Source organism: Pseudomonas wayambapalatensis (assembly GCF_049942315.1).
Lineage (GTDB): Bacteria > Pseudomonadota > Gammaproteobacteria > Pseudomonadales > Pseudomonadaceae > Aquipseudomonas > Aquipseudomonas wayambapalatensis.
In genome coordinates this window covers 48,591-69,971 of the sequence record NZ_JBNFMU010000221.1, presented here as the reverse complement: position 1 = coordinate 69,971, position 21,381 = coordinate 48,591, and the positions used below count along the sequence as shown (strand labels likewise).

21 protein-coding genes and 1 tRNA gene are annotated in these 21,381 nt (G+C 63.2%); 4 read left to right on the top strand and 18 right to left on the bottom strand.

The window, feature by feature from the left end; genetic code table 11:
- The first annotated feature begins 336 nt into the window (after positions 1 to 336).
- Entirely contained in the window at positions 337 to 3,561 is a 3,225-nt protein-coding gene (gene rne / locus ACPZMI_RS20335) for a ribonuclease E (RefSeq protein ID WP_426352924.1), read from the top strand.
- Positions 3,562 to 3,662: 101 nt separating this feature from the next.
- Here rne and murB read toward each other — a convergent pair whose 3' ends face one another.
- The 8 genes from murB to ACPZMI_RS20295 all read right to left on the bottom strand — a co-directional run bounded on the left by murB (position 3,663) and on the right by ACPZMI_RS20295 (position 10,526).
- Positions 3,663 to 4,682 carry a UDP-N-acetylmuramate dehydrogenase gene (murB, locus tag ACPZMI_RS20330; RefSeq protein WP_411384064.1) on the bottom strand — a complete coding sequence of 340 codons (1,020 nt, stop codon included), beginning with the start codon at positions 4,680 to 4,682 and terminating at the stop codon, positions 3,663 to 3,665.
- Positions 4,679 to 5,143, bottom strand: coding sequence for a low molecular weight protein-tyrosine-phosphatase (locus tag ACPZMI_RS20325; RefSeq protein WP_186666814.1), 465 nt, complete (start codon positions 5,141 to 5,143; stop codon positions 4,679 to 4,681). Before ACPZMI_RS20325 ends, murB begins: the two co-directional genes overlap by 4 nt.
- Complete coding sequence (kdsB, locus tag ACPZMI_RS20320) at positions 5,143 to 5,907, bottom strand: 3-deoxy-manno-octulosonate cytidylyltransferase (protein WP_186666815.1); 765 nt, start codon at positions 5,905 to 5,907, stop codon at positions 5,143 to 5,145. The genes ACPZMI_RS20325 and kdsB overlap by 1 nt, the downstream gene beginning before the upstream one ends.
- A complete protein-coding gene (locus ACPZMI_RS20315) occupies positions 5,904 to 6,089 on the bottom strand; it encodes a Trm112 family protein (RefSeq protein ID WP_054893060.1) in 186 nt (61 codons plus the stop codon). The genes kdsB and ACPZMI_RS20315 overlap by 4 nt, the downstream gene beginning before the upstream one ends.
- A 41-nt stretch (positions 6,090 to 6,130) precedes the next feature.
- The gene (lpxK, locus tag ACPZMI_RS20310) at positions 6,131 to 7,126 is read right to left on the bottom strand and encodes a tetraacyldisaccharide 4'-kinase (protein ID WP_186666816.1); all 996 of its coding nucleotides are present in this window, start codon (positions 7,124 to 7,126) and stop codon (positions 6,131 to 6,133) included.
- A complete protein-coding gene (locus ACPZMI_RS20305; protein WP_426352923.1) occupies positions 7,126 to 7,560 on the bottom strand; it encodes an ExbD/TolR family protein in 435 nt (144 codons plus the stop codon). The genes lpxK and ACPZMI_RS20305 overlap by 1 nt, the downstream gene beginning before the upstream one ends.
- Positions 7,557 to 8,192 carry a MotA/TolQ/ExbB proton channel family protein gene (locus tag ACPZMI_RS20300; protein ID WP_054893125.1) on the bottom strand — a complete coding sequence of 212 codons (636 nt, stop codon included), beginning with the start codon at positions 8,190 to 8,192 and terminating at the stop codon, positions 7,557 to 7,559. The genes ACPZMI_RS20305 and ACPZMI_RS20300 overlap by 4 nt, the downstream gene beginning before the upstream one ends.
- Positions 8,193 to 8,303: 111 nt before the next feature.
- Complete coding sequence (locus tag ACPZMI_RS20295; protein ID WP_426352922.1) at positions 8,304 to 10,526, bottom strand: DNA internalization-related competence protein ComEC/Rec2; 2,223 nt, start codon at positions 10,524 to 10,526, stop codon at positions 8,304 to 8,306.
- Between the two features lie 141 nt (positions 10,527 to 10,667).
- Here ACPZMI_RS20295 and ACPZMI_RS20290 point away from each other — a divergent pair, with 141 nt between their 5' ends.
- Positions 10,668 to 11,294, top strand: coding sequence for a DUF2062 domain-containing protein (locus ACPZMI_RS20290; protein WP_426352921.1), 627 nt, complete (start codon positions 10,668 to 10,670; stop codon positions 11,292 to 11,294).
- Here ACPZMI_RS20290 and ACPZMI_RS20285 read toward each other — a convergent pair.
- The 3 genes from ACPZMI_RS20285 to ACPZMI_RS20275 form a co-directional block, all read right to left on the bottom strand.
- Positions 11,178 to 11,957, bottom strand: coding sequence for an ABC transporter permease (locus tag ACPZMI_RS20285; RefSeq protein WP_426352920.1), 780 nt, complete (start codon positions 11,955 to 11,957; stop codon positions 11,178 to 11,180). The genes ACPZMI_RS20290 and ACPZMI_RS20285 overlap by 117 nt on opposite strands.
- The gene (locus tag ACPZMI_RS20280) at positions 11,954 to 12,886 is read right to left on the bottom strand and encodes an ABC transporter ATP-binding protein (RefSeq protein ID WP_186666821.1); all 933 of its coding nucleotides are present in this window, start codon (positions 12,884 to 12,886) and stop codon (positions 11,954 to 11,956) included. Before ACPZMI_RS20280 ends, ACPZMI_RS20285 begins: the two co-directional genes overlap by 4 nt.
- 147 nt (positions 12,887 to 13,033) lie before the next feature.
- On the bottom strand, positions 13,034 to 13,657 hold the full coding sequence (locus ACPZMI_RS20275; RefSeq protein WP_426352919.1) for a glutathione S-transferase: 624 nt from the start codon (positions 13,655 to 13,657) through the stop codon (positions 13,034 to 13,036).
- A 184-nt stretch (positions 13,658 to 13,841) separates the two neighbouring features.
- On the opposite strand from ACPZMI_RS20275, the gene ACPZMI_RS20270 reads away from it, so the two are divergent.
- Together ACPZMI_RS20270 and ACPZMI_RS20265 are read left to right on the top strand one after the other, a co-directional pair.
- Positions 13,842 to 16,289, top strand: coding sequence for an acyl-CoA dehydrogenase (locus ACPZMI_RS20270; protein WP_426352918.1), 2,448 nt, complete (start codon positions 13,842 to 13,844; stop codon positions 16,287 to 16,289).
- Positions 16,290 to 16,420: 131 nt separating this feature from the next.
- The gene (locus ACPZMI_RS20265; RefSeq protein ID WP_186666824.1) at positions 16,421 to 16,831 is read left to right on the top strand and encodes a PA2817 family protein; all 411 of its coding nucleotides are present in this window, start codon (positions 16,421 to 16,423) and stop codon (positions 16,829 to 16,831) included.
- Between the two features lie 99 nt (positions 16,832 to 16,930).
- Here ACPZMI_RS20265 and ACPZMI_RS20260 read toward each other — a convergent pair.
- From ACPZMI_RS20260 to ACPZMI_RS20230, 7 genes are all read right to left on the bottom strand, one after another.
- Positions 16,931 to 17,006, bottom strand: a tRNA-Gly gene (locus tag ACPZMI_RS20260).
- A 64-nt stretch (positions 17,007 to 17,070) separates the two neighbouring features.
- Positions 17,071 to 17,631, bottom strand: a complete 561-nt coding sequence (gene pgsA, locus ACPZMI_RS20255; RefSeq protein ID WP_186669746.1) for a CDP-diacylglycerol--glycerol-3-phosphate 3-phosphatidyltransferase — start codon at positions 17,629 to 17,631, stop codon at positions 17,071 to 17,073.
- A gap of 33 nt (positions 17,632 to 17,664) precedes the next feature.
- Positions 17,665 to 19,488 (bottom strand): excinuclease ABC subunit UvrC, encoded by a 1,824-nt coding sequence (gene uvrC / locus ACPZMI_RS20250; RefSeq protein ID WP_426352917.1) that lies wholly within the window; start codon positions 19,486 to 19,488, stop codon positions 17,665 to 17,667.
- A 6-nt stretch (positions 19,489 to 19,494) separates the two neighbouring features.
- Positions 19,495 to 20,133, bottom strand: a complete 639-nt coding sequence (gene gacA / locus ACPZMI_RS20245) for a response regulator transcription factor GacA (RefSeq protein ID WP_186711131.1) — start codon at positions 20,131 to 20,133, stop codon at positions 19,495 to 19,497.
- Between the two features lie 63 nt (positions 20,134 to 20,196).
- Positions 20,197 to 20,586 carry a helix-turn-helix domain-containing protein gene (locus tag ACPZMI_RS20240; protein ID WP_186669752.1) on the bottom strand — a complete coding sequence of 130 codons (390 nt, stop codon included), beginning with the start codon at positions 20,584 to 20,586 and terminating at the stop codon, positions 20,197 to 20,199.
- 162 nt (positions 20,587 to 20,748) lie between these two features.
- A complete protein-coding gene (locus ACPZMI_RS20235; RefSeq protein ID WP_426352933.1) occupies positions 20,749 to 21,198 on the bottom strand; it encodes a GNAT family N-acetyltransferase in 450 nt (149 codons plus the stop codon).
- 16 nt (positions 21,199 to 21,214) lie between these two features.
- Complete coding sequence (locus ACPZMI_RS20230) at positions 21,215 to 21,358, bottom strand: DUF488 family protein, N3 subclade (RefSeq protein WP_426352932.1); 144 nt, start codon at positions 21,356 to 21,358, stop codon at positions 21,215 to 21,217.
- Between the last annotated feature and the right edge of the window lie 23 nt (positions 21,359 to 21,381).

Genomic DNA, 21,381 nt, shown 5'->3' with positions numbered 1-21,381 from the left:
TATCAGGGATACGTGCAGGGTGGAGATGTACAGCCCGGACCGTGCAGCACGGCCGGCCACCGGCCCACTGTAATGGCCCGGCGAGCGGAACCGGTGTTTGCAGATGCCCCAGAGGCGTCCACGGCCCTCGGCTGATTCCTCCTCCTGACTGAGTGCGATAGGCACCGCAGCAAACAGGACGCGTCGTCGCGACAACGGCAGGCTGGGCAACCGGCTGGTGCCGAACGTCGTTGGACACGGGGGTGGCACGCCACCCTTTGCGCACCTTGGCACCGACCATGAGAAGTCGTGTGTGCCGAACGCCGTTTCCGGCAGCCCGGAAACCGACGGTACAACATGAAAAGAATGCTGATTAACGCGACTCAACCCGAAGAGTTGCGTGTAGCCCTGGTGGATGGCCAACGCCTCTACGACCTGGATATCGAATCCGGCGCGCGTGAGCAGAAAAAGGCCAACATCTACAAAGGCAAGATCACCCGCATCGAACCCAGCCTCGAAGCCGCCTTCGTCGACTTCGGCTCCGAACGTCACGGCTTCCTGCCGCTGAAGGAAATCTCCCGCGAGTACTTCAAGAAGTCCCCTGAAGGTCGGGTGAACATCAAGGAAGTGCTGAGCGAAGGCCAGGAAGTCATCGTTCAGGTCGAAAAGGAAGAACGTGGCAACAAGGGCGCAGCCCTGACCACCTTCATCAGCCTCGCCGGCCGCTACCTGGTACTGATGCCCAACAACCCACGCGCTGGCGGCATTTCCCGTCGCATCGAAGGCGAAGAGCGTAACGAGCTGCGCGAAGCCCTCAACGGCCTGACCGTTCCCGGCGACATGGGCCTGATCGTGCGCACTGCAGGCCTGGGCCGCAGCAGCGAAGAGATGCAGTGGGACCTCGACTACCTGCTGCAGCTCTGGACCGCCATCAAGGAAGCCTCCCAGGACCGCGTCGCGCCTTTCCTGATCTACCAGGAAAGCAATGTCATCATCCGCGCCATTCGCGACTACCTGCGCCAGGACATCGGCGAAGTACTGATCGACAGCATCGACGCCCAGGAAGAAGCCCTGACCTTCATCCGCCAGGTGATGCCGCAGTACGCCAGCAAGGTCAAGCTGTATGAAGACAGCGTCCCGCTGTTCAACCGCTTCCAGATCGAAAGCCAGATCGAGACCGCGTTCCAGCGTGTGGTCGACCTGCCGTCCGGCGGTTCGATCGTCATCGACCCGACCGAAGCACTGGTCTCCATCGACATCAACTCGGCGCGCGCCACCAAAGGCAGCGACATCGAGGAAACCGCCCTGCAGACCAACCTGGAAGCGGCTGAGGAAATCGCCCGCCAGCTGCGCCTGCGTGACATCGGCGGCCTGATCGTCATCGACTTCATCGACATGACCCCGGCCAAGAACCAGCGCGCCGTCGAGGAACGCGTACGCGAATGCCTCGAAGCCGACCGCGCCCGCGTCCAGGTCGGTCGCATCTCGCGCTTCGGCCTGCTGGAGATGTCCCGCCAGCGCCTGCGTCCGTCGCTGGGCGAAAGCAGCGGCATCGTCTGCCCACGCTGCTCGGGCACCGGCATCATCCGTGACGTCGAATCCCTCTCGCTGGCGATCCTGCGCCTGATCGAGGAAGAAGCGCTGAAGGACCGTACCGCCGAGGTACGCGCACAAGTGCCGATCCCGGTAGCTGCCTTCCTGCTCAACGAGAAGCGCAACTCGATCACCAAGATCGAACTGCGCACCCGTGCGCGCATCATCATCCTGCCGAACGATCACCTGGAAACCCCGCACTTCGAAGTCCAGCGCCTGCGCGACGACAATCCGGACGTGCTGAACAACCAGTCGAGCTATGAGATCGCCACCAGCGAAGCCGAGGAAGCGCCGCAACCAACCGCTACCCGCACCCTGGTTCGCCAGGAAGCTGCAGTGAAGACCGCTCCGGCTCGTACCAACGCCCCTGAGCCGAGCGCGAGCGAAGCACAACCTGCTGCAACCGCTCCAGCGCCTGTCGCTGCGCCAGAGCCAAGCCTGTTCAAGGGCCTGGTCAAGTCGCTGGTCAGCCTGTTCGCCGGCAAGGAAGAACCTGTCGTCGCTCCGGCCGCTACTCCCGAGAAGCCAACCACCGAGCGCACCCAGCGCAACGAGGAGCGCCGCAACGGCCGTCAGCAGAGCCGCAACCGCAATGGCCGCCGCGATGAAGACCGCAAACCGCGTGAAGAGCGCAGTGAGCGCGCCCCACGCGAAGAGCGCCAGCCACGTGAAGAGCGTGCGCCACGCGAAGAGCGCGCACCTCGTGAAGAACGTGCTCCACGCGAAGAACGTGCTCCACGTCAACCGCGCGAAGACCGTCGCGGTAATCGTGAAGAACGCGTCCGCGAATTGCGCGAGCCACTGGATACCGCCCCGGCGGCCCGTGAGGAGCGTGCTCCACGCGAAGAGCGTGCACCTCGCGAGGAACGCGTAGCCCGCGAAGAGCGCACACCACGCGAAGATCGTGCCCCACGCGAAGATCGCGCACCTCGTGAAGAGCGTCCAGCCCGTGAGGAACGCGCACCACGCGAGGAGCGTGAAGAGCGCGCACCACGTGAAGAACGCCAACCACGCCAGCCGCGCGAAGAGCGCCAGCCACGCGCCGCCGAACAGGCTGCCGAGGCAAGCGAGGAGCAACTGCCGAACGAAGAACTGCTGCAGGACGAGCAGGAAGGTGCCGATGGCGAGCGCCCTCGTCGCCGCTCCCGTGGCCAGCGTCGTCGCAGCAACCGTCGTGAGCGCCAGCGCAATGCCAATGGCGAGCTGATCGACGGCGACGAAGAAGCCGGCGAAGAGCAACAGCCACAGCAGCACAAAGCCACTGAGCTGGGTGCCGAACTGGCCGCAGGCCTGGCGGTCACCGCCGCCGTTGCCAGCAGCAATATCAGTGCCGACGCCGAGGCCCAGGCCAACGAGCAGGCCGAGCGCGCTACCGCTACCGTCGTCGAGACCGACGACCGTGAAGTAGTTCAGAGCACCGAGCCGGCAGAGGTTGTCGCCAAGGCCGAGGAAGTCGCGATCGCGCCTGTTGTCGAGCAGCCGGTCAATGAACCTGTGGCCGTGGTCGAACCCGGTATCGAGCCTGTCGTCGAAGCACCTGCACAACCACAGGCCGAAGTGGCCACAAGCGAGCCTGCGCCTGCAGTCGAAGCACCAGCCATCGAAGCACCGGCCGTGGAAGCGGGCGAAGCAGAGAAAGCACCGGTTGCTGAAACTGTCGTAGAGCAAGCACCTGCTGCCGAAGCCGAAGTGATCGAGCCTGTCGTGGTCGAGCCAGTGGCTGTCGAGGCAGCACCGGTCGTCGCCGAAGCAGCCCCTGCCGAGGCGCCTGCGCCTGCTGCAGCCGAAGCGGCTCCTGTCGAAGAGCCGGCTGTCGCCGAAGCGACCACCATCATGCTGCCGAACGGCCGTGCGCCGAACGACCCGCGTGAAGTGCGTCGCCGCAAGCGTGAGGCTGAAGCCGCCGCTGCTGCCGCAGCCCAGGCTGCCGCCGAAGCGGCCCCGGCGCTGGAAACCACCGAGGATGAGCACAAACCTCACCACGGCTGATTCCGACAGCTGAATGAAAAACCCCCGCCAGTTCGCACTGGCGGGGGTTTTTCTTTATCGCTCAAAACCCAGGGAAGCAGGGCCAGCCTGACAGGTGGCAATCAGTACAGATTCGGCTCCATCTCCAACTCGACGCCGAACCGCTCCAGAATATCTGCCTGGATTCGCTGCGCCAGGGCATGCAACTGTGCGCCACTCGCCTGGCCGTAGTTGACCAGCACCAGCGACTGCAAACGATGCACGCCAGCATCACCCTCACGGTAGCCCTTCCAGCCCGCCTGCTCGATCAGCCAGCCTGCCGCCAGCTTGACCTGCCCCTCAGCCTGGGGATAAGCCACCAGGTTCGGATAACGCGCGCGAATACCCTCGGCCAACTGCGCCGAGACCACCGGGTTCTTGAAGAAGCTGCCAGCATTGCCCAGCTCCGCCGGATCCGGAAGCTTTTCGCGACGAATACTGCAGATGGCATCGCTGATGGCCTGTGCAGTCACCTCCTGCACACCCTGCTCTTGCAGGCGCTGTCGAACCGGCCCGTAGTCCAGGTGCGCACGCAATGTACGACTCAGCACGAAACGCACCCGCAGGATCAACCAACGACCTGGGTTGCGCTTGAACACGCTGTCGCGATAGGCGAACGCACATTCGTCCAGCGTGAAGTCACGCAACTCGCCAGTCTCACGATCCAGAGCGGTCAAGCCTGCGAACACATCCTTGATCTCGACCCCGTACGCGCCGACGTTCTGCATCGGTGCCGCGCCGACCGTACCGGGAATCAGGCTTAGGTTCTCCAGCCCGCACAGGCCCTGCGCCAGGCTCCATTGCACGAAAGGATGCCAGGGTTCGCCTGACTCGGCCTCGATCACGACACGCTCGCCATCATCACTGAGGATGCGTCGGCCACAACTGGCCATGTGCAGCACCAAGGCATCGACGTCGCGGGTCAGCAACAGGTTGCTGCCGCCACCGACAATCAGCACCGGCAGCTGCCGTTGCTCGGCCAGCTTCAGGGCCTGGCGAACTTCTTCGTCGTCATGGGCCTGGGTGAGGTAGCGCGCTGCGACGTCGATACCGAAGGTGTTGAACGGCTTGAGCGATACACGCTCCTGCCACTGCGCTGTCATAACCGCCCCTTGATTTCCACGACCAGCTCATGGCAGGCCGCTTCGATCAGGTCCAGAACCTGCTCGAATCCCTCGGCACCGCCATAGTAAGGGTCCGGCACCTCGTCCAGCGCCGCGCCATACCTGCGCAGAAACAGGTCGAGTTCGCCGCGAGCATCGTGTGGGCGCAGCGCCTGCAGATTACCCAGATTGCTCTTGTCCATGGCCAGGATCAGATCGTACTCACCGAAGTGAGCGGCCTTGACCTGCTGCGCGCGCTGGCGCGACAAGTCATACCCCCGCGCCAGGGCAGCCTTGCAGGTGCGACTGTCGGGCGCCTTGCCCACGTGCCAGCCTCCGGTCCCTGCAGACGCCACCTGTACGCGCTCAGCGAGTCCGGCAACCTGTAACTGGTGGCGCAGCACACCCTCGGCGGTGGGTGAACGGCAGATATTGCCCAGGCAAACGAACAGTACGCGCATCAGGCCTCCAGCAAGCGCCGGACGCGCTCCAGGTCTTCAGGGGTGTCGACACCCACCGCGGGCGCTTCGATGGCGTCCTCGACGTGGATCCGCACGCCATGCCAAAGCGCCCGCAACTGCTCCAGGGCCTCGGTCTGCTCGAGCCAGCACGGGCCCCAGCCGACGAAATCCTGCAGGAAGCCGACACGGTAGGCATACATGCCGATATGACGGCGATACGGCACACCCTCCGGCAGCACGTCGCGCTGTTTGGCGAAGGCATCGCGCGCCCAGGGCAGCGGCGCACGGCTGAAGGTCAGGGCAAGGCCGTTCTTGTCGCTGACCACCTTGACCGCGTTGGGGTTGAACACGCTTTGCGGCTCGTGGATCGGCTCGGCCAGGGTTGCGATACCCGCCTCGGGGTGAGCAGCCAGGTTGGCGGCCACCTGATCGATGATCACCGGCGGGATCAACGGTTCGTCACCCTGCACGTTGACCACGATGGCGTCTGGCGGCAGGCCCAGGTGCGCGACGACCTCGGCCAGACGATCGGTGCCCGACTCATGGTCGGCACGGGTCATCAGCGCTTCGGCGCCAAAGGCCTGGCATGCCTCGAGGATGCTGGCATCGTCGGTAGCAATGACTACCCGTGCAGCACCGCTCTTGCGCGCCTGCTCCCAGACATGCTGGATCATCGGCTTGCCAGCGATCGGCAGCAACGGCTTGCCCGGCAGGCGCGTCGAGCGCAGCCGGGCAGGAATTACCACAGTGAAGTCCAGGCTCATTTGTCCAGACGCTCGTCGTCGCTCAGGGTGCGCGCCTCGCTCTCCAGCATGACCGGGATGCCGTCGCGGATCGGATAGGCCAGGCCGGCGCCCTTGCTGATCAGCTCAGTCTTGTCGGCGCTGAGCTTGAGCGGGCTTTTGGTGATCGGGCAGGCCAGGATATCGAGCAGTTTGGTGTCCATGGAGGTGTCCTTGAGGCCGAAGGCCGGAAAGTGGAAGTGATTCAAGGCAGCAGACGAGCGAGCTGCGCATCGAACCAGGCGACGAAGGATGGAGACGGTTCGGCATCTACGGCCAGGTACCACCAGTCGTCACCTGCAAAGTCACGGCATTTCACCGCGTCCTTTTCGGTCATGACCAATGGCAGTGGTGGTTCGAATGCCAGGCTCTGGGCATTGAACTGCGCATGGTCGGCGAAAGGATGCGGCACAGGCTGCCAGTCTAGCCCTTGCAAGGTATTGAAGAAACGTTGCGGGTTGCCAATGCCAGCTACGGCATGAAGGGCCTGACCCGCAGGAAAATGTGCGAGTGGACGGCGCTCGCCGGTGCGCAGATTGACCAATGCACTCGGGCGCAGACCGAACGCGAATCCACCCGACGGATCGACGGTGGCACCGTTGTGCAGCACTGCACCGACGCCCTCCAGGCGCTCGACCGGCTCACGCAAAGGGCCGGCAGGCAGGCATCGGCCGTTGCCAAGGCCGCGGGCCGCGTCGATCAGCACCAGCTCCAGGTCGCGCGCCAGCCGGTAATGCTGCATGCCGTCATCACAGAGAATCAGGTCCAAGGACTCGCTGGCCAACAGCGCTTGCACGGCACGGGATCGGTCAGGGTCGATCATCAGCGGCACGTCGGTACGCTGCACGATCAGCAACGGTTCATCTCCAGCCTGCACAGCGCTCTGGCTGGCCTGGACCCGCCAAGGGAAATGCGGCGGCTTGGCGCCATATCCACGGCTGACCACACCAACCTTCAGCCCCTGGCTTCGACAATGTTCAATCAGCCAGAGGATCATCGGCGTCTTGCCGGTTCCTCCGACAGTGATATTACCCACCACGACGACCGGCACCGGAGCCCGATAGCTGGGGCTTTCGCCACTGAGGAAACGCGCACGCTTACGCGTCACCACACGCCGGTAAAGGGCTTCGAGCGGACGCAACAGCGCCAGGGCGGGATGGCCTTGGTACCAGGCGGCGAGCAGACGATCGGCGAAAGCCATCAGGGCGTCCCCGGGGCCGCCTCGACAGTGGTCATGCGCAGGTGGCTGAAGCCGAGCTTGCCAGCAGCATCCATCGCAGTGATCACCGCCTGGTGCGGGGTCTTGCCATCGGCACTGATCGCCAGGGGCAAGGTGTTGTCTCCCCCGGATTCGCGCTCAAGTGCCTCGGTCAGGGTGGTCAGGTCGCTCTTGGGTAGCAGGTGGTTGTTCACCGAATACACGCCATCGGCGCTGATCGTCACCTCCACCAGCTTGCCATCCTGCGGCGCCGCCGGTGCGCCGCTGGCCGCCTCGGGCAACTCGACGCGCAGCTGGGTCTCGCGGGTGAAGGTGGTCGTGACCACGAAAAACAGCAAGAGCACGAACACCACGTCGATCAGCGATGCCAGGTTGATGTCGACGTTCTCGCGCTGTCGATTGCGCCGGAACTTCACGCCTTGCCTCCGGCCACCTCGACCTCGCGGTCGCCCTGCAGCACCTCGACCAGCTTGATCGCCTCCTGCTCCATGCCGACCACCAGCTCATCGATGCGGCGCAGCAGGAAACGGTGGAAGAATACCGCGGGGATACCCACCATCAGGCCCGCTGCGGTGGTGACCAGCGCCTTGGAGATACCACCAGCGAGCACCGCGGCGTTGGCCGTCATCTGCGAGCCCATGAACGCACTGAAAATGTCGATCATGCCGAGCACGGTGCCAAGCAGGCCGAGCAGCGGCGCCATTGCAGCGATGGTGCCCAGGGTGCTGATGTAGCGCTCGAGCTCGTGGATGACTCGGGAGGCGGCCTCCTCGATGCATTCTTTCATGATCTCGCGGCCATGGCGGGAGTTCGCCAGGCCCGCGGCGAGAATCTCGCCCAGGGGGGAGTCGGCACGCAGGGCCTTGAGCTTGTCACTGGTCAGTTGCTTGTCCTTGATCCACATCCATACCTGGCCCAACAGGTGCGGTGGCGTGACGCGACTGGCACGCAGGGTCCACAGGCGTTCGACGACAATCGCCATGGCTGCGACGGAGCTCAGAATGATCGGCAGCATCATCCAGCCGCCGGACTTGACCAATTCCCACACAGTAAGCATCCCCCTGAAAAAGGCCGCCACTCTACCATAGGCAGGCATGGGGCTCATCTGCCGAAGGTCAGCGGGCTGTCGGGTGATTCGCATATTTCAGGCCTGCACAACCTACGAAGGCGGCTCACGCCAAAAGCGCCGCTGCACACGCAATCCCTCGACCTCTCCCCGACTGCCCAGTTGCAGGCGCAGCGCCCCGTGCAATGCCGTGTCATGCACCGCCAACCCATGCCGCCGATAGCGCTCGATTACCTGCGGGTGCGGGTGACCAAAGCCATTGTATCGCCCACGGGAAATCATCACGCCACGCGGCGCGATAGCGCGGATGAAGGGCTCGGTGGAGGAACTGCGGCTGCCGTGATGCGGTGACTGCAGCCAGTCGACACGCGCCGCATCGGCGGATGCCAGCCAGGCGCGCTCGGCGGCTGCCTCCATGTCACCAGCCAGCAGCAAGCGCTCGCCCTGAGCTTCGACCAGCAGCACGCAGGAGCGGTCGTTACTGCTCTTGCCACCCGGCCAGTGCCAAAGCGAGAAAGTCACGCCATCCCACTCCCAGCGCTCACCACTGCTGCATACCTGCGCGCCCAAGGCTACGGGCAACTCCCGTGCCTCGCCAGCCAGTACCCGCGCCACCGGCAGGCCGCGCTGCACGGCCAGAGCGCCACCAGCGTGGTCGGCATGTGCATGGCTGATCAGCATCAGATCGAGCCGGTTGACGCCCAACCCGCGCAAGGTCGGCAATACCACACTCTGCCCAAGGTCATTGATGCCCATCGCCGACCCGGCATCGTAGAGCAGGCTGTGATGCTGCGTGCGCAGCAACACCGCCAGGCCCTGACCGACATCCAGTTGCCACACCTCCACCTCTGCGTGCGGCACCTGCTCGCGAGGCGTCCACAGCGCCAGCAGCATCACCGCACCCAGTCCTCGCAGCGGCACGCCACGTGGCAGCAGGAGCAGCACCGCACCCGCACAGACCAGCCCCCACGCCCACAGCGAAAGCGACGGGGGCGTCCAGGCTGGCCGCCATTCGGCCAGCAGGCCGAGCCCGCGAAACATCAGGTCGATCAATCCACCTGCCAGCCACAGCAATGACTCGCCCACCCCCGTCAACGGCAATGCTACCGTTCCAAGCAGGGCCAACGGCAACACCGCCAGGCTAATCCAAGGTACTGCCAGGAGATTGACCAAGGGCGCGGTCAGACTGACCGGTAGCCCCAACGCCAGCAGCGCGGGCAACAAACCGACAGCGATCGCCCATTGAGCGCGACTCCAGGCCTGCCAAGGCCGCCAGGCACCCAGGCGCGCGCTGAAGCAGTAGATCAATACCGCCACCGCAGCAAAAGACAGCCAGAAGCCCGGCATCAGGCTGGCCAAGGGCTCGAACAGCAATACGCCGACCAATGCCAGCAACAGGGGGAAAAACGCTCCTAAATGACGAAAGCGCAGACGCCAGGCCAAGACAGTGGCCAGCATCAGGCAGGCACGCTGCACCGGCACCTGAAAGCCAGCGAGCGCGCCATAAGCCAGGGCTGCCGCCATCGCCAGGCCACACGCCCAAGGCAACCAGGGTAGCCTCCCAGGCCAGGCGCCCAGCCGCGCCAAACCAGCAACCAGCCCATAGACCAACCCCGCCAGCAAGCCTATGTGCTGCCCCGAGATCACCATCAGGTGCACGGTGCCGGTCGCCTGCAGTGCCTGCCAGTCCTCCCGCGCCAGTCCAGAACCGTCACCGAGCACCAGCGCAGCCAGCACCGCCTCTCGCCCCTGGGCGTCCACCGCCAGCACGCGCTGGCGCAGCCTGTCGCGCCAGCCCCCGGTTGCCGGAGCCAGCATCTCCCCGGCCTTGACCGATCCGGTGGCACCTATTCGCCGCGCCAGCAGCATCGCTTCGCGGTCGGGACCATGAGGATTGAGCAGCCCCTGAGGGCGTCTGAGGTTGACCGCGAGTCGCCAGCGCTCGCCAGCCCTGACCATGGGACCCTCGAACCAGCTCAGTTGCATCCGGCGGGGCAACTGCGCACGTCGGGACTGCGCTTCGTCCAGTTCGAAACGCACGCTGCGACCAGACTGGGTCGCCAGCCCTATTACCCTGCCCTCCAGCCACAGCGTGCGCCCATCGAGCTCGGCGACCAGACGATCATCAAGGGCCTGCTGCGCCGACCAGCAGGCCCAGCTCATCCCCAACAGGAACCACCCTATCGGCCACGCACGAGTGAACAGGCACATCAGTGCCGACAAGAACAGAAGGAACAGCCACCCGACCGACGGCAAGGCAGGCAAGAGACCCAGGCTCAACAACCCGAGCGCCAGCGCAGACATCCCTGTGCGCATGAAGTAAAGCTCCGCAGCGTAATCGCCCCGTCAGGCTAGGCCTGTTTGGCCGCCGAGCTCACTCAACAATTGTCACAAACTCTGAACGAGGCTGACGTGGAATCAAGGCATACTCGCCCTATTCGAGCCCCGGGAGCCTACATGCCGCGCCGTCTCTTCAAACGCTACATGCCGGATCCGACCAGCATTCGGGAACACAAGTCCTTACGCTTTTTCGGCCGATTGCTGCACGACCCCAACCTCTGGCACCTGAATCGCCATTCGGTGGCGCGCGCCATGGGCGTCGGGCTGTTCGCGGCGCTCATCCCCATCCCCATGCAGATGCTGCTGGCTGCCGCCCTGGCGATACCGGTACGCGGCAACCTGCCCATCGCGGTCAGCCTGGTCTGGCTGACCAACCCGCTGACCATGCCACCGGTGTTCTTCGTCACCTACATGACCGGCGCCTGGCTGATGCAGATTCCCCCGCGAACGCTACCGGAGGAACTGACCTTCGAATGGATCACTGACCAGTTGTCCACCGTCTGGCAGCCGTTCCTGCTCGGCTCGGTGGTGTGCGGCGTGATACTGGGCCTGGCCGCCTACTTCACCACCTTGCTCTACTGGCGCTGGTGGGTCGGCCGGCAGTGGCGCCGGCGCAAATGCAGGATGTCATGCACGCATGCCGCGACCACTGACCAGCAGGCGGACGCACAGGGCATAGAGCACCACGTTAGCCACCAGCATGAAGGTGATCGCCGTACCAATGCTGATATCCGACACCCCTAGAATGCCGTAGCGGAACGAGTTGACCATGTGCAGCACCGGGTTCGCCAGCGACACGGTCTGCCAGAAAGGTGGCAGCAGGTTGATGGAGTAGAACACGCCACCCAGGTAGGTCAGCGGTGTCAGAACAAAAGTCGGGATGATCGAGATATCGTCGAAGTTGCGCGCAAACACGGCATTGACGAACCCCAGTAGCGAGAAGATCGTCGCCGTCAGCAACACCACGACGATGGTCACACCCAGGTGATGCACCTGCAGATGGGTGAAGAACATCGACAGGAGAGTCACGATCACGCCCACCGCCAGGCCACGCAAGACACCACCAAGGGTGTAGCCGACAAGAATGGTGTGCGGCGAGACCGGCGAGACCATCAACTCCTCGATCGAACGCTGGAACTTGCTGCCGAAGAAGCTCGATACCACGTTGCCGTAGGAGTTGGTGATCACCGACATCATGATCAGCCCCGGCACGATGTACTCCATGTAGGTGAAGCCACCCATGTCGCCGATCTGACGGCCGATCAGGTTACCAAAGATGACAAAGTACAGAACCATGGTGATCGCCGGCGGCAGCAGGGTCTGCGGCCAGATACGCAGGAAGCGTCGAACCTCGCGATAGACAATCGTATTCAGGGCGACCCAGTTGGTGCGCAGTTCCACACTCATACCGCCACCTTCGACAGGTTCTTTTCCACCAGTGCCACGAACAACTCCTCGAGTCGGTTGGTCTTGTTGCGCAGGCTCTGCACCTCGATGTTCTGCAGCGCCAATTGGCCGAACAACGCAGTGATGCCGATATCCTTTTCTACCTGCACTTCCAGCGTATGCGGCGTGATCAGCCGGCACGGGTAGCCTTGCAGCGTCGGCGCCACAGGCAGGTCCTGCTTGAGATCGAGGACAAAGGTCTCGACATGCAGCTTGCCCAGCAACTGGCGCATACTGGTGTTCTCGACGATGGTGCCGTGGTCGATGATGCCGATGTTGCGGCACAGCTGTTCGGCTTCCTCGAGATAGTGCGTGGTGAGGATGATGGTGATGCCTTTCTGGTTCAGCTCGGTGAGGAAACTCCACATCGAGCGACGCAGTTCGATGTCCACGCCAGCCGTCGGCTCGTCGAGGATCAACAGGCGCGGCTCATGGATCAGCGCACGGGCGATCATCAGGCGCCGCTTCATGCCGCCGGACAGCGACCGCGACTGCACGTCACGCTTGTCCCACAGCCCCAGTTGGGTGAGGTACTGCTCGGCACGCTCCTTGGCCAGCTTCGGCGGGATGCCATAGTAGCCAGCCTGGGTGACGACGATGTCGAAGGTCTTCTCGAACTGGTTGAAGTTGAACTCCTGGGGCACCACGCCGATGCTGCGCTTGAGCGCGGCAGGCTGGCGGTCCAGGTCGTGACCGAAGACATTCACCGTGCCGCTGGTCTTGTTCACCAGGGTCGAAAGAATGCCGATGGTGGTGGATTTGCCGGCGCCATTGGGGCCGAGCAAGGCGAAGAAATCACCTTCGGCGACCTCCAGGTCGATGCCCTTCAGGGCCTGAAAGCCGTTGCCGTAGGTCTTGGTCAGCTGTCTTATGGACAGGGCAGAACTCATAGCGGGTCACGTACCGAAGAAAAAGGTTCAGGACACGCCAGGTCAAGTCACTGGCGCAGTGAGTAGTGCGGCCATGGTGCAAGGCCTGACCGCACAAGTACAGTCATGTGTATCGATAGTGACTATCGAAACGGGCGGGGTATCCGCTCAAGTCAGTGCCGTCATTACCGCTTTCTGATAGGCCGGACGCGCCTTCAGGCGCTCGTACCAGGCCTGCAGGTGAGGGAGCTCGGGGCGTTCGATGGGCATCTCGAACCAGCCGTAGGCAAAGCAGCCCAGCGGAATGTCGCCCATGCCGATCTGCTCACCGGAGAGGTAGGGCTGGGTGGCCAGCGCCTTGTCGACGATCGCCAGCAACTCGCCGCACTTTTCCCGCGCAGCGTTGATCGCCGTCCAGTCACGCTCGTTCTCTGGCGTACGCAGCATGCCCCAGAACAGCGGGCGGAACGGCGCGGCGAAGGACGAGGTGGTCCAGTCCATCCATTTGTCCGCTAGGGCGCGCTGACGCGGATCGTCCAGATACCAGCCCTGCTCGGCACCATATTCGGCGCTCAGGTAGCGCACGATGGTGTTGGACTCCCAAAGGACGAAGTCGCCATCTTCGAGCAACGGCACCAGGCCATTGGGGTTGCGGTCACGATACTCAGGCTCGTTGACCAAGCCGAACGCCCCACCGGCGTCGATCGATTCGAACTCTAGCCCCAACTCGTGGGCAATCCACAGCGCCTTGCGCACATTGCTCGAATTCTTGCGACCCCAGATCTTCAGCATGACAACGTCCTTAGTGAGTGCAGAGGGCGAACAGTCTACTCCACAGTGACGGCACCTGTACCAGCAGACAATGCGCTGAAACTCCTGTGGCCACACCCTGTCACTGTTCATAGCGAGCCATCCGGCGCATCGCGTCTAAGCTATCCGGGATGGCGCGAGCCCAAGCTTCCAAGGAGGAAGAACTATGCTGCTGTTGTGGTTGGTGGTGCTGGTAATCGGCGCCGCATATCTCACCCATCGACGTCTGGCACCGCTGCAGATCCTCGGGGTGATCGCCGCCTATGTGTTGCTGATGGGCATCTTCGCCGACGCACCCGGCTGGCTGCTGACCGTGATCTGGCTGGTGCTGGCCGCCAAGGCTGCCCTGCTGGTACTGCCGCAGTGGCGGCGCCAGGTGTTCACCGGCCCCGTGTTCAAATGGTTCCAGCGCACGCTGCCGCCCATGTCGCAGACCGAGCGCGAGGCGATCGACGCGGGTACCGTGTGGTGGGACGGCCAACTGTTCAGCGGCCAGCCTGACTGGAACACCCTGCTCGACTACCCTGCCCCCACGCTCACCGCCGAAGAACAGGCGTTCATCGATGGCCCCACCGAGGAACTCTGCGCCCTGGTCAGCGACTGGCAGATCGGCCAGGACCTCGACCTGCCGCCCGCAGCCTGGGAACACATCAAACAGCACGGCTTCTTCGCCCTGATCATTCCCAAGGAATACGGTGGCAAGGGCTTTTCCGCCTATGCCCACTCGCAAGTGGCGATGAAACTTGCCACCCGCAGCGGCGACCTGGCCTCGACCGTGATGGTGCCCAATTCGCTCGGCCCCGCCGAACTGCTGCTGCACTATGGCACCGATGAACAGCGTAACCACTACCTGCCGCGTCTGGCCCGTGGCGACGAAATCCCCTGCTTCGCCCTCACCGGCCCACTGGCCGGCTCCGACGCAGGCGCCATGCCTGACACCGGCATCGTCTGCAAAGGTGAATGGAACGGCGAGGAAGTCATCGGCCTTCGCCTGAACTGGGAGAAGCGCTACATCACCCTCGGCCCGGTGGCCACCCTGCTGGGCCTGGCCTTCAAGGCCTACGACCCCGATCACTTGCTGGGCGAACAGGAGTCCCTGGGTATCAGCCTGGCACTCATCCCCACCGACACCCCGGGCGTGCAGATCGGCAAGCGCCATCTGCCGCTGGGTGCCGCCTTCATGAACGGCCCGAACAGCGGCAAGGACGTGTTCGTGCCCCTGGACTTCCTCATCGGCGGCAAGGACATGCTCGGCAAGGGCTGGATGATGCTGATGAACTGCCTGTCGGTCGGTCGCTCCATCTCGCTGCCCGCGGTCGGCACGGGCGCTGCCAAGTACACCAGCCTGGTCACCGGCCAGTACGCCCGCATCCGCGAGCAGTTCAACGTGCCGCTGTCCGCCTTCGAGGGCATCCAGGAATCGCTGGCACGGATAGGTGGCAACGCCTGGCTGATGGACAGCGCCCGCCTGCTCACCGCAAAGGCAGTGGACCTGGGCGAAAAACCCTCGGTGCTTTCGGCAATCCTCAAGTACCACCTGACCGAACGCGGCCGTGAATGCATCCAGCACGCCATGGACGTACACGGTGGCAAGGGCATCATCATGGGCCCGAACAACTACCTGGGTCGCAACTGGCAGGGCGCGCCGATCTTCATCACCGTCGAGGGCGCCAACATCCTGTCGCGCAACCTGATGATCTTCGGACAGGGCGCGATCCGCTGCCACCCCTTCGTCCTCAAGGAAATGGCCCTCGCCGGGCGCGAGGATCGCGAGCAGGCGCTCAACGAGTTCGACGACCTGCTGATGAAGCACATCATGTTCGCCGCCAGCAATGCTGCCAGCACCTTCGTGCTCGGGATCGGGCTGGGACGCTTCGAGAAGGCGCCGGGCGACGCCCTCAGCCAGGGCTACTTCCGTGCACTGAACCGTCAGGCGGCCGCATTCGCCTTGCTTGCCGACCTGTCGATGATGCTGCTCGGTGGCGCACTGAAGCGGCGCGAACGCCTGAGCGCGCGCCTGGGGGATGTCCTCAGCTACCTGTACCTGTCATCTGCAGCGCTCAAGCGCTATCACGACCTCGGCTCACCCGAGCACATGCAACCTCTGCTGCGCTGGGCGCTGGAAGAAAGCCTGGGGCAGGCCGAAAAGGCCCTCGATCGGCTGCTCGACAACTTCCCCAATCGCTTCATCGGCTGTGCGTTGCGGGTTCTGGTATTCCCGTTCGGTCGCCGCCATACCGGGCCAAGCGATGAACTGGATAAAGAGGTGGCTGAACTGATTGGCCGACGCAAGGGTGATCCGGCTCTGGAGGAGCTGCTGGCGGGCTGCTTCCGCCCTGACGGCGAAGGTGATCCGGTAGCCGCCCTGCAGACAGCTTGCGACCTGCTGGACGAGGTGGCGCCACTGCACAAGGCGCTGCACCAGGGGCTCAAGGAGGGCAAGGTGCATCCGGCACCGGGCCAGTCGGACATCGAAGCCGCCGTGCAGGCTGGCGTGCTGCAGGCTGATGAAGGCGAGAGACTCCATGCAGCCGAAGCTGCACGTCGGACAGTGATCGATGTGGATGCTTTCGACAAGGCACAACTGCTGCCCGTGGAGGGCAAGGTGCGCTAAGTACCGTCAGTCGCACGGATCGCCGGCACCTGACGGTCCGGCGGTCAGGGCAGAGCGAGGCTGCGCCTGCCCCGGCGGGGCAAAACCTGCGTATACTCCGGCCCCCGTTTCAATACCAGAGGATCGCCCCCATGGCCAACCCCCACCTGGAGTACCACCTGCAACTGCTCCAACACCTGCGCACCATCCTGGTGGCCCTGGGCGACGCCGAGCAAGTGCCGGAAGAAAGCCACGCCCTGTTCCTCGAACGCTTCGACGAACTGCTGACCCTGCTGCCGCAGAATCCACTGGAAAGCCAGTACCTGGGCCAGGACCTGATCTGCCAGGTGATCACGCGCTACCCGCAGATCGCTCATCTGGTTCCGCGCGACCTGTTGTGGTTCTTCGGCGGCGACTGCCTGCACTACATGCCCGATGAGGAACTCGAGCTGTACCAGACCCTTGAAGAGCGTCGCTACGAAGCCGAGCAGAATGACGAGCCCTTCGACTGGAACCTGGAGAAGCAGTTGCTGAGCGCGCCTGACCAGGGCGAGCGCCACTGAGCAAAAAGGCCGCGGGCATTACAAATGCCCGCGGCCCCGTGGCTGCGATGTTTTTGAAGGTAAAAAAAAACGCCACTTCAACGAAGTGGCGTTTTCGAATGGAGCGGGAAACGAGACTCGAACTCGCGACCCCGACCTTGGCAAGGTCGTGCTCTACCAACTGAGCTATTCCCGCGTCGTGATGGGTGCCATTCTAGCGAACTGCCAGGGAAGGTCAACCCCTTGATTCAAAAAAAGTTTTACTTCTGCTCGGAGCCTTCGCGCAGGTGCGGCCAGGCCGCCAGCAGGTAATGCACCATCGACACCAAGGTCAGGCCTGCGGCCACCAGCAACAGCGCATAACCCAGTGCGACCCAGAACGTCAGCACCGGCGGATTGGCCAGCAGAATGATCAGCGCCAGCATCTGTGCAGCGGTCTTCCATTTGCCCAGGTTCGACACCGCCACATGCGCCCTCGCCCCCAGCTCGGCCATCCACTCGCGCAATGCCGATACCACGATCTCACGTCCGATGATCACTGCGGCGGGCAGCGTCAGCCAGAAGTTGGCGTGCACCTGCACCAACAGTACCAGCGCCACGGCAACCATCAGTTTGTCGGCGACAGGATCCAGGAACGCCCCGAACGGCGTGCTTTGTTGAAGACGACGGGCCAGATAGCCATCGAGCCAGTCAGTCGCGGCGGCGATGGCGAACACGCTGCTGGCGGCTACGTAACTCCAGTGATAAGGCACGTAGAACAGCAGAATGAAGATCGGGATGAGCAGGACGCGTAGAACGGTGAGCAGGTTTGGAATATTCATCGGTACGACTGGCTGCGAGTTGAACCCGGCATTCTACTCGCTATGCAGGCTCGCATAAATCGACTCGGCAAGCTTTTTACTGATGCCAGGCGCCTTGGCAATCTCGTCGACACTGGCGCGGTTGAGCTCCTGCAAGCCGCCGAAATGTTTCAGCAGGTCGCGGCGGCGCTTCGGTCCGACCCCTGCGACGTCTTCCAGACTTGACGTGCGGCGGGCCTTGCCGCGACGTGCGCGGTGACCAGTGATGGCAAAACGGTGCGCTTCATCGCGAATCTGCTGAATCAGGTGCAGTGCCAGTGAGTCGCCCTTGAGGGTGAATTCGTGGGCGACATCGTTGAGATACAACGTCTCGAACCCGGCCTTGCGGGTCACTCCCTTGGCCACCCCGAGCAAGGTGAGGTCACTCAGCGCCAGCTCCTGCATGACTTCACGCGCCATGTTCAACTGCCCCTTGCCGCCGTCGACCAACAGCACATCGGGCAACTTGCCCTCGCCGTCCTTGATTCGCCCGAAACGACGGGTCAGGGCCTGGTGCATGGCTGCATAATCGTCACCGGCAGTCACGCCTTCGATGTTGAAGCGACGATAGTCGGACTTGAGCGGGCCTTCCGGGCCGAACACCACGCATGAGGCCACGGTAGCCTCGCCGCTGGAGTGGCTGATGTCGTAGCACTCCAGGCGCTGCGGTACTTCCGGCAGGTTGAGCACCTGAGCCAAGGCTTCGAAACGCGCGGCCATGTGCTGGCGGTTGGCCAGACGCGCACTGAGCGCCTGCTCGGCGTTGGTCACTGCCAGTTGCTGCCAGCGCGCCCGAGTCCCTCGGACTCTATGGCTGATGGCGAGGTCGCGACCGCGCAAGGTCTGTACCGCTTCAGTGATGGCCTGGAAGTCCTCGTGGACCACATTGACGATCAGCTCCCCCGGCAGCTCTCGCTCGGCGTTGCCCAGATAGTACTGGGAGAGGAAGGCCGCCATGACTTCGGCCACCTCCTCCTCGATACCCACCTGCGGGAAGAAGTTCTTGCTCCCCAGCACCCGCCCGCCGCGTACGCTGATCAGGTGCACACAGGCCCCGCCCGGGTTGACGAAGGCAGCGACCACATCGACGTCGCCAGATCCCCCTTCCATGTACTGCTGGTCCTGAACCCGACGCAACAAGGCGATCTGGTCGCGCAGCTCGGCGGCCTTCTCGAAATTCAGCGCCATGGCAGCCTGTTCCATCTCGGCGTTGAGCTCGTTGCCCAGTTGCTGGCTACGCCCCTCGAGGAACATCACAGAATGGCGTACGTCTTCGGCATACTCCTCGGGTGCGACCAGGCCGACGCACGGCCCCTTGCAGCGCTTGATCTGATATTGCAGGCACGGACGGGTGCGGTTGGCGTAGTAACTGTCCTCGCACTGACGTACCGAGAACGCTTTCTGCAGCAGGCTCAGGCTTTCACGTATAGCCCCGGCGCTTGGATAAGGGCCGAAGTAGCGCCCCTTGGCTTTTTTCGCACCACGATGGATGCCCAAGCGTGGGAAATCGCCGTCGGAAAGGAAGACGTATGGGTAGGATTTGTCGTCGCGCAACAAAATGTTGTAGGGCGGACGCCACTCCTTGATCAGCGTCTGCTCGAGCAGCAGCGCCTCGGTCTCGTTGGCGGTGATGGTGGTTTCGACCTGAGCGATGCGCCCCACCAGGGCAGCCGTCTTCGGCGCCAGGCCAGTCTTGCGGAAATAGCTGGCCAGACGCTTCTTGAGGTTCTTGGCCTTGCCCACGTAGAGCAGCCGGGACTCGGCATCGAACATCCGGTACACGCCCGGGCGACCGCTACAGGTCGCCAGGAACGCGCTGGCATCAAAGAGTTGGGACATGGGGGATTACAGGCTTGCGTCAACCATACCGTGGCGAACGGCCAGCAATGTCAGTTCGACGTCGCTGGTGACCGAGAGTTTTTCGAAGATCCGATAACGGTAAGTATTGACGGTCTTGGGGGACAGACACAACTTGTCAGAGATGATCTGCACTTTCTGGCAGCCGACAATCATCAGGGCAATCTGGATTTCCCGCTCCGACAGCGTATCGAACGGTGACCCCTGAGGCTGGAACGATTTGAGTGCCAGCTGCTGGGCGATCTGCGGGCTGATATAGCGCTGCCCCGCGAAGGCCAGGCGGATGGCCTGGACCATTTCGTCGAGCCCCGCGCCCTTGGTCAGGTATCCCGCCGCGCCTGCCTGCAGCAAGCGCGTGGGGAACGGGTCTTCCTCGCACACGGTGACAGCCACCACTTTGGTGTCCGGGTGGCTGCGAAGCAATTTGCGCGTGGCTTCCAGACCACCGATTCCGGGCATCTTGACGTCCATGAGGACCACGTCCGGTTTCAGCTCACGGGCAAGCTTCAGAGCGGCCTCGCCCGAATCCGCCTCGCCGACCACTTGCAGGCCATCGATATCGGCCAGCATGCGCGTGATGCCGGTACGCACCAGATCGTGATCATCGACCACAACTACCCTAATCAAGCAGACACCTCGTCATGGGGGCGATTGGATCCGGCCACCTTAACAAAAAATTTCATCGCGAACCTAGCGCAAAGCGTCATTGACATATGGCTGCCGGTCCCCCCTTCGCAGGCGAGTATTTTCGTGGCTTTCGTGGTCTGCAGCCAGACGCCCGACCAGGTGCCAGATCGCCGCCCGATCGGCTGAAGTCAGTCGTCGCAAGATCCCCAGCAGTCGGCTCTCGTCGCCACTTAGGCTTTCCAATGGCGCTGGCGTGCGCAAGCCGCTGAGTACGTAAAGGGCATCGACGCCCTTGGCTGCGAGCGCAGCCAGATAATCGATGCGTGGCGTGCGTTCGCCGCTTTCGTATTTGCCCTGGGCGTTGGGCTCGACCCCGCCTATGTCGCCGAACACTCGCTGGGTCAATCCCAAACGTTCGCGCTCTTCCCTCAAACGCAGACCGAATCCTTTCATTCGACTCCCTTCCTCCCTCGATCAAATACACTTGGGCGCGTCCGGCACCCGGGCGAATAGCCACGAATCCAGTTGGCACTATGCACATTGGATCCAACCAATACAAGCTACCATTACGCCACTTGTCTAAACCTGTACCTACAAAACCCGTATGATGCGGAATCAAGAGCTCGCACCCGCGACCATGACATTGCGCTGCATGCGAACGAAGCAGTCGTCCTCCCCCATTTCGACAAAGCCCGAACGTGCATAGAGTCGCCTGGCCGGGTTACTGCGAAACACCATCAGGCGCAGCAGCGGCAAACGACGTCGCGCTGCCCATTCGGCCAACTGCTCCAGTACCCACCCCCCGATGCCGTGCCCGCGGTGCTCGGGCAGCAGGTGCAGTTCGCGAATGAACAAGGCCTGACGGTCCTGGCTGAGGCTGCAGAAGCCCAGCACCTGCTCGCCCTCCTTCACCAGCCACTGCTCGCGCCAGCCCCAGGCTTCGTCAAAAGCCTCTTCGATCCACAACAGGTCGAACTCTCGGTAATACGGGAGCATGGCACGGCGCGTCAGATCGCGGGCGAAGGTCCGACAGTCAGCAGTGGCCGGAACGAGTTCACGTGACATTGGGGTCATTGCATCGCTATCCAGCAAATTCATGGGCATGACACGTCGGCGAACTGCCCGGTCCCGCCTTGCACAGTTTGCGTGGCCAGAAGCGATCGGCCAGCACGCGTTGGCCGTACTCAGGCGAAGCCGATTGATACATGCGTTTGCAACATATCATCGAATTCTCCGACGCTATTTTCA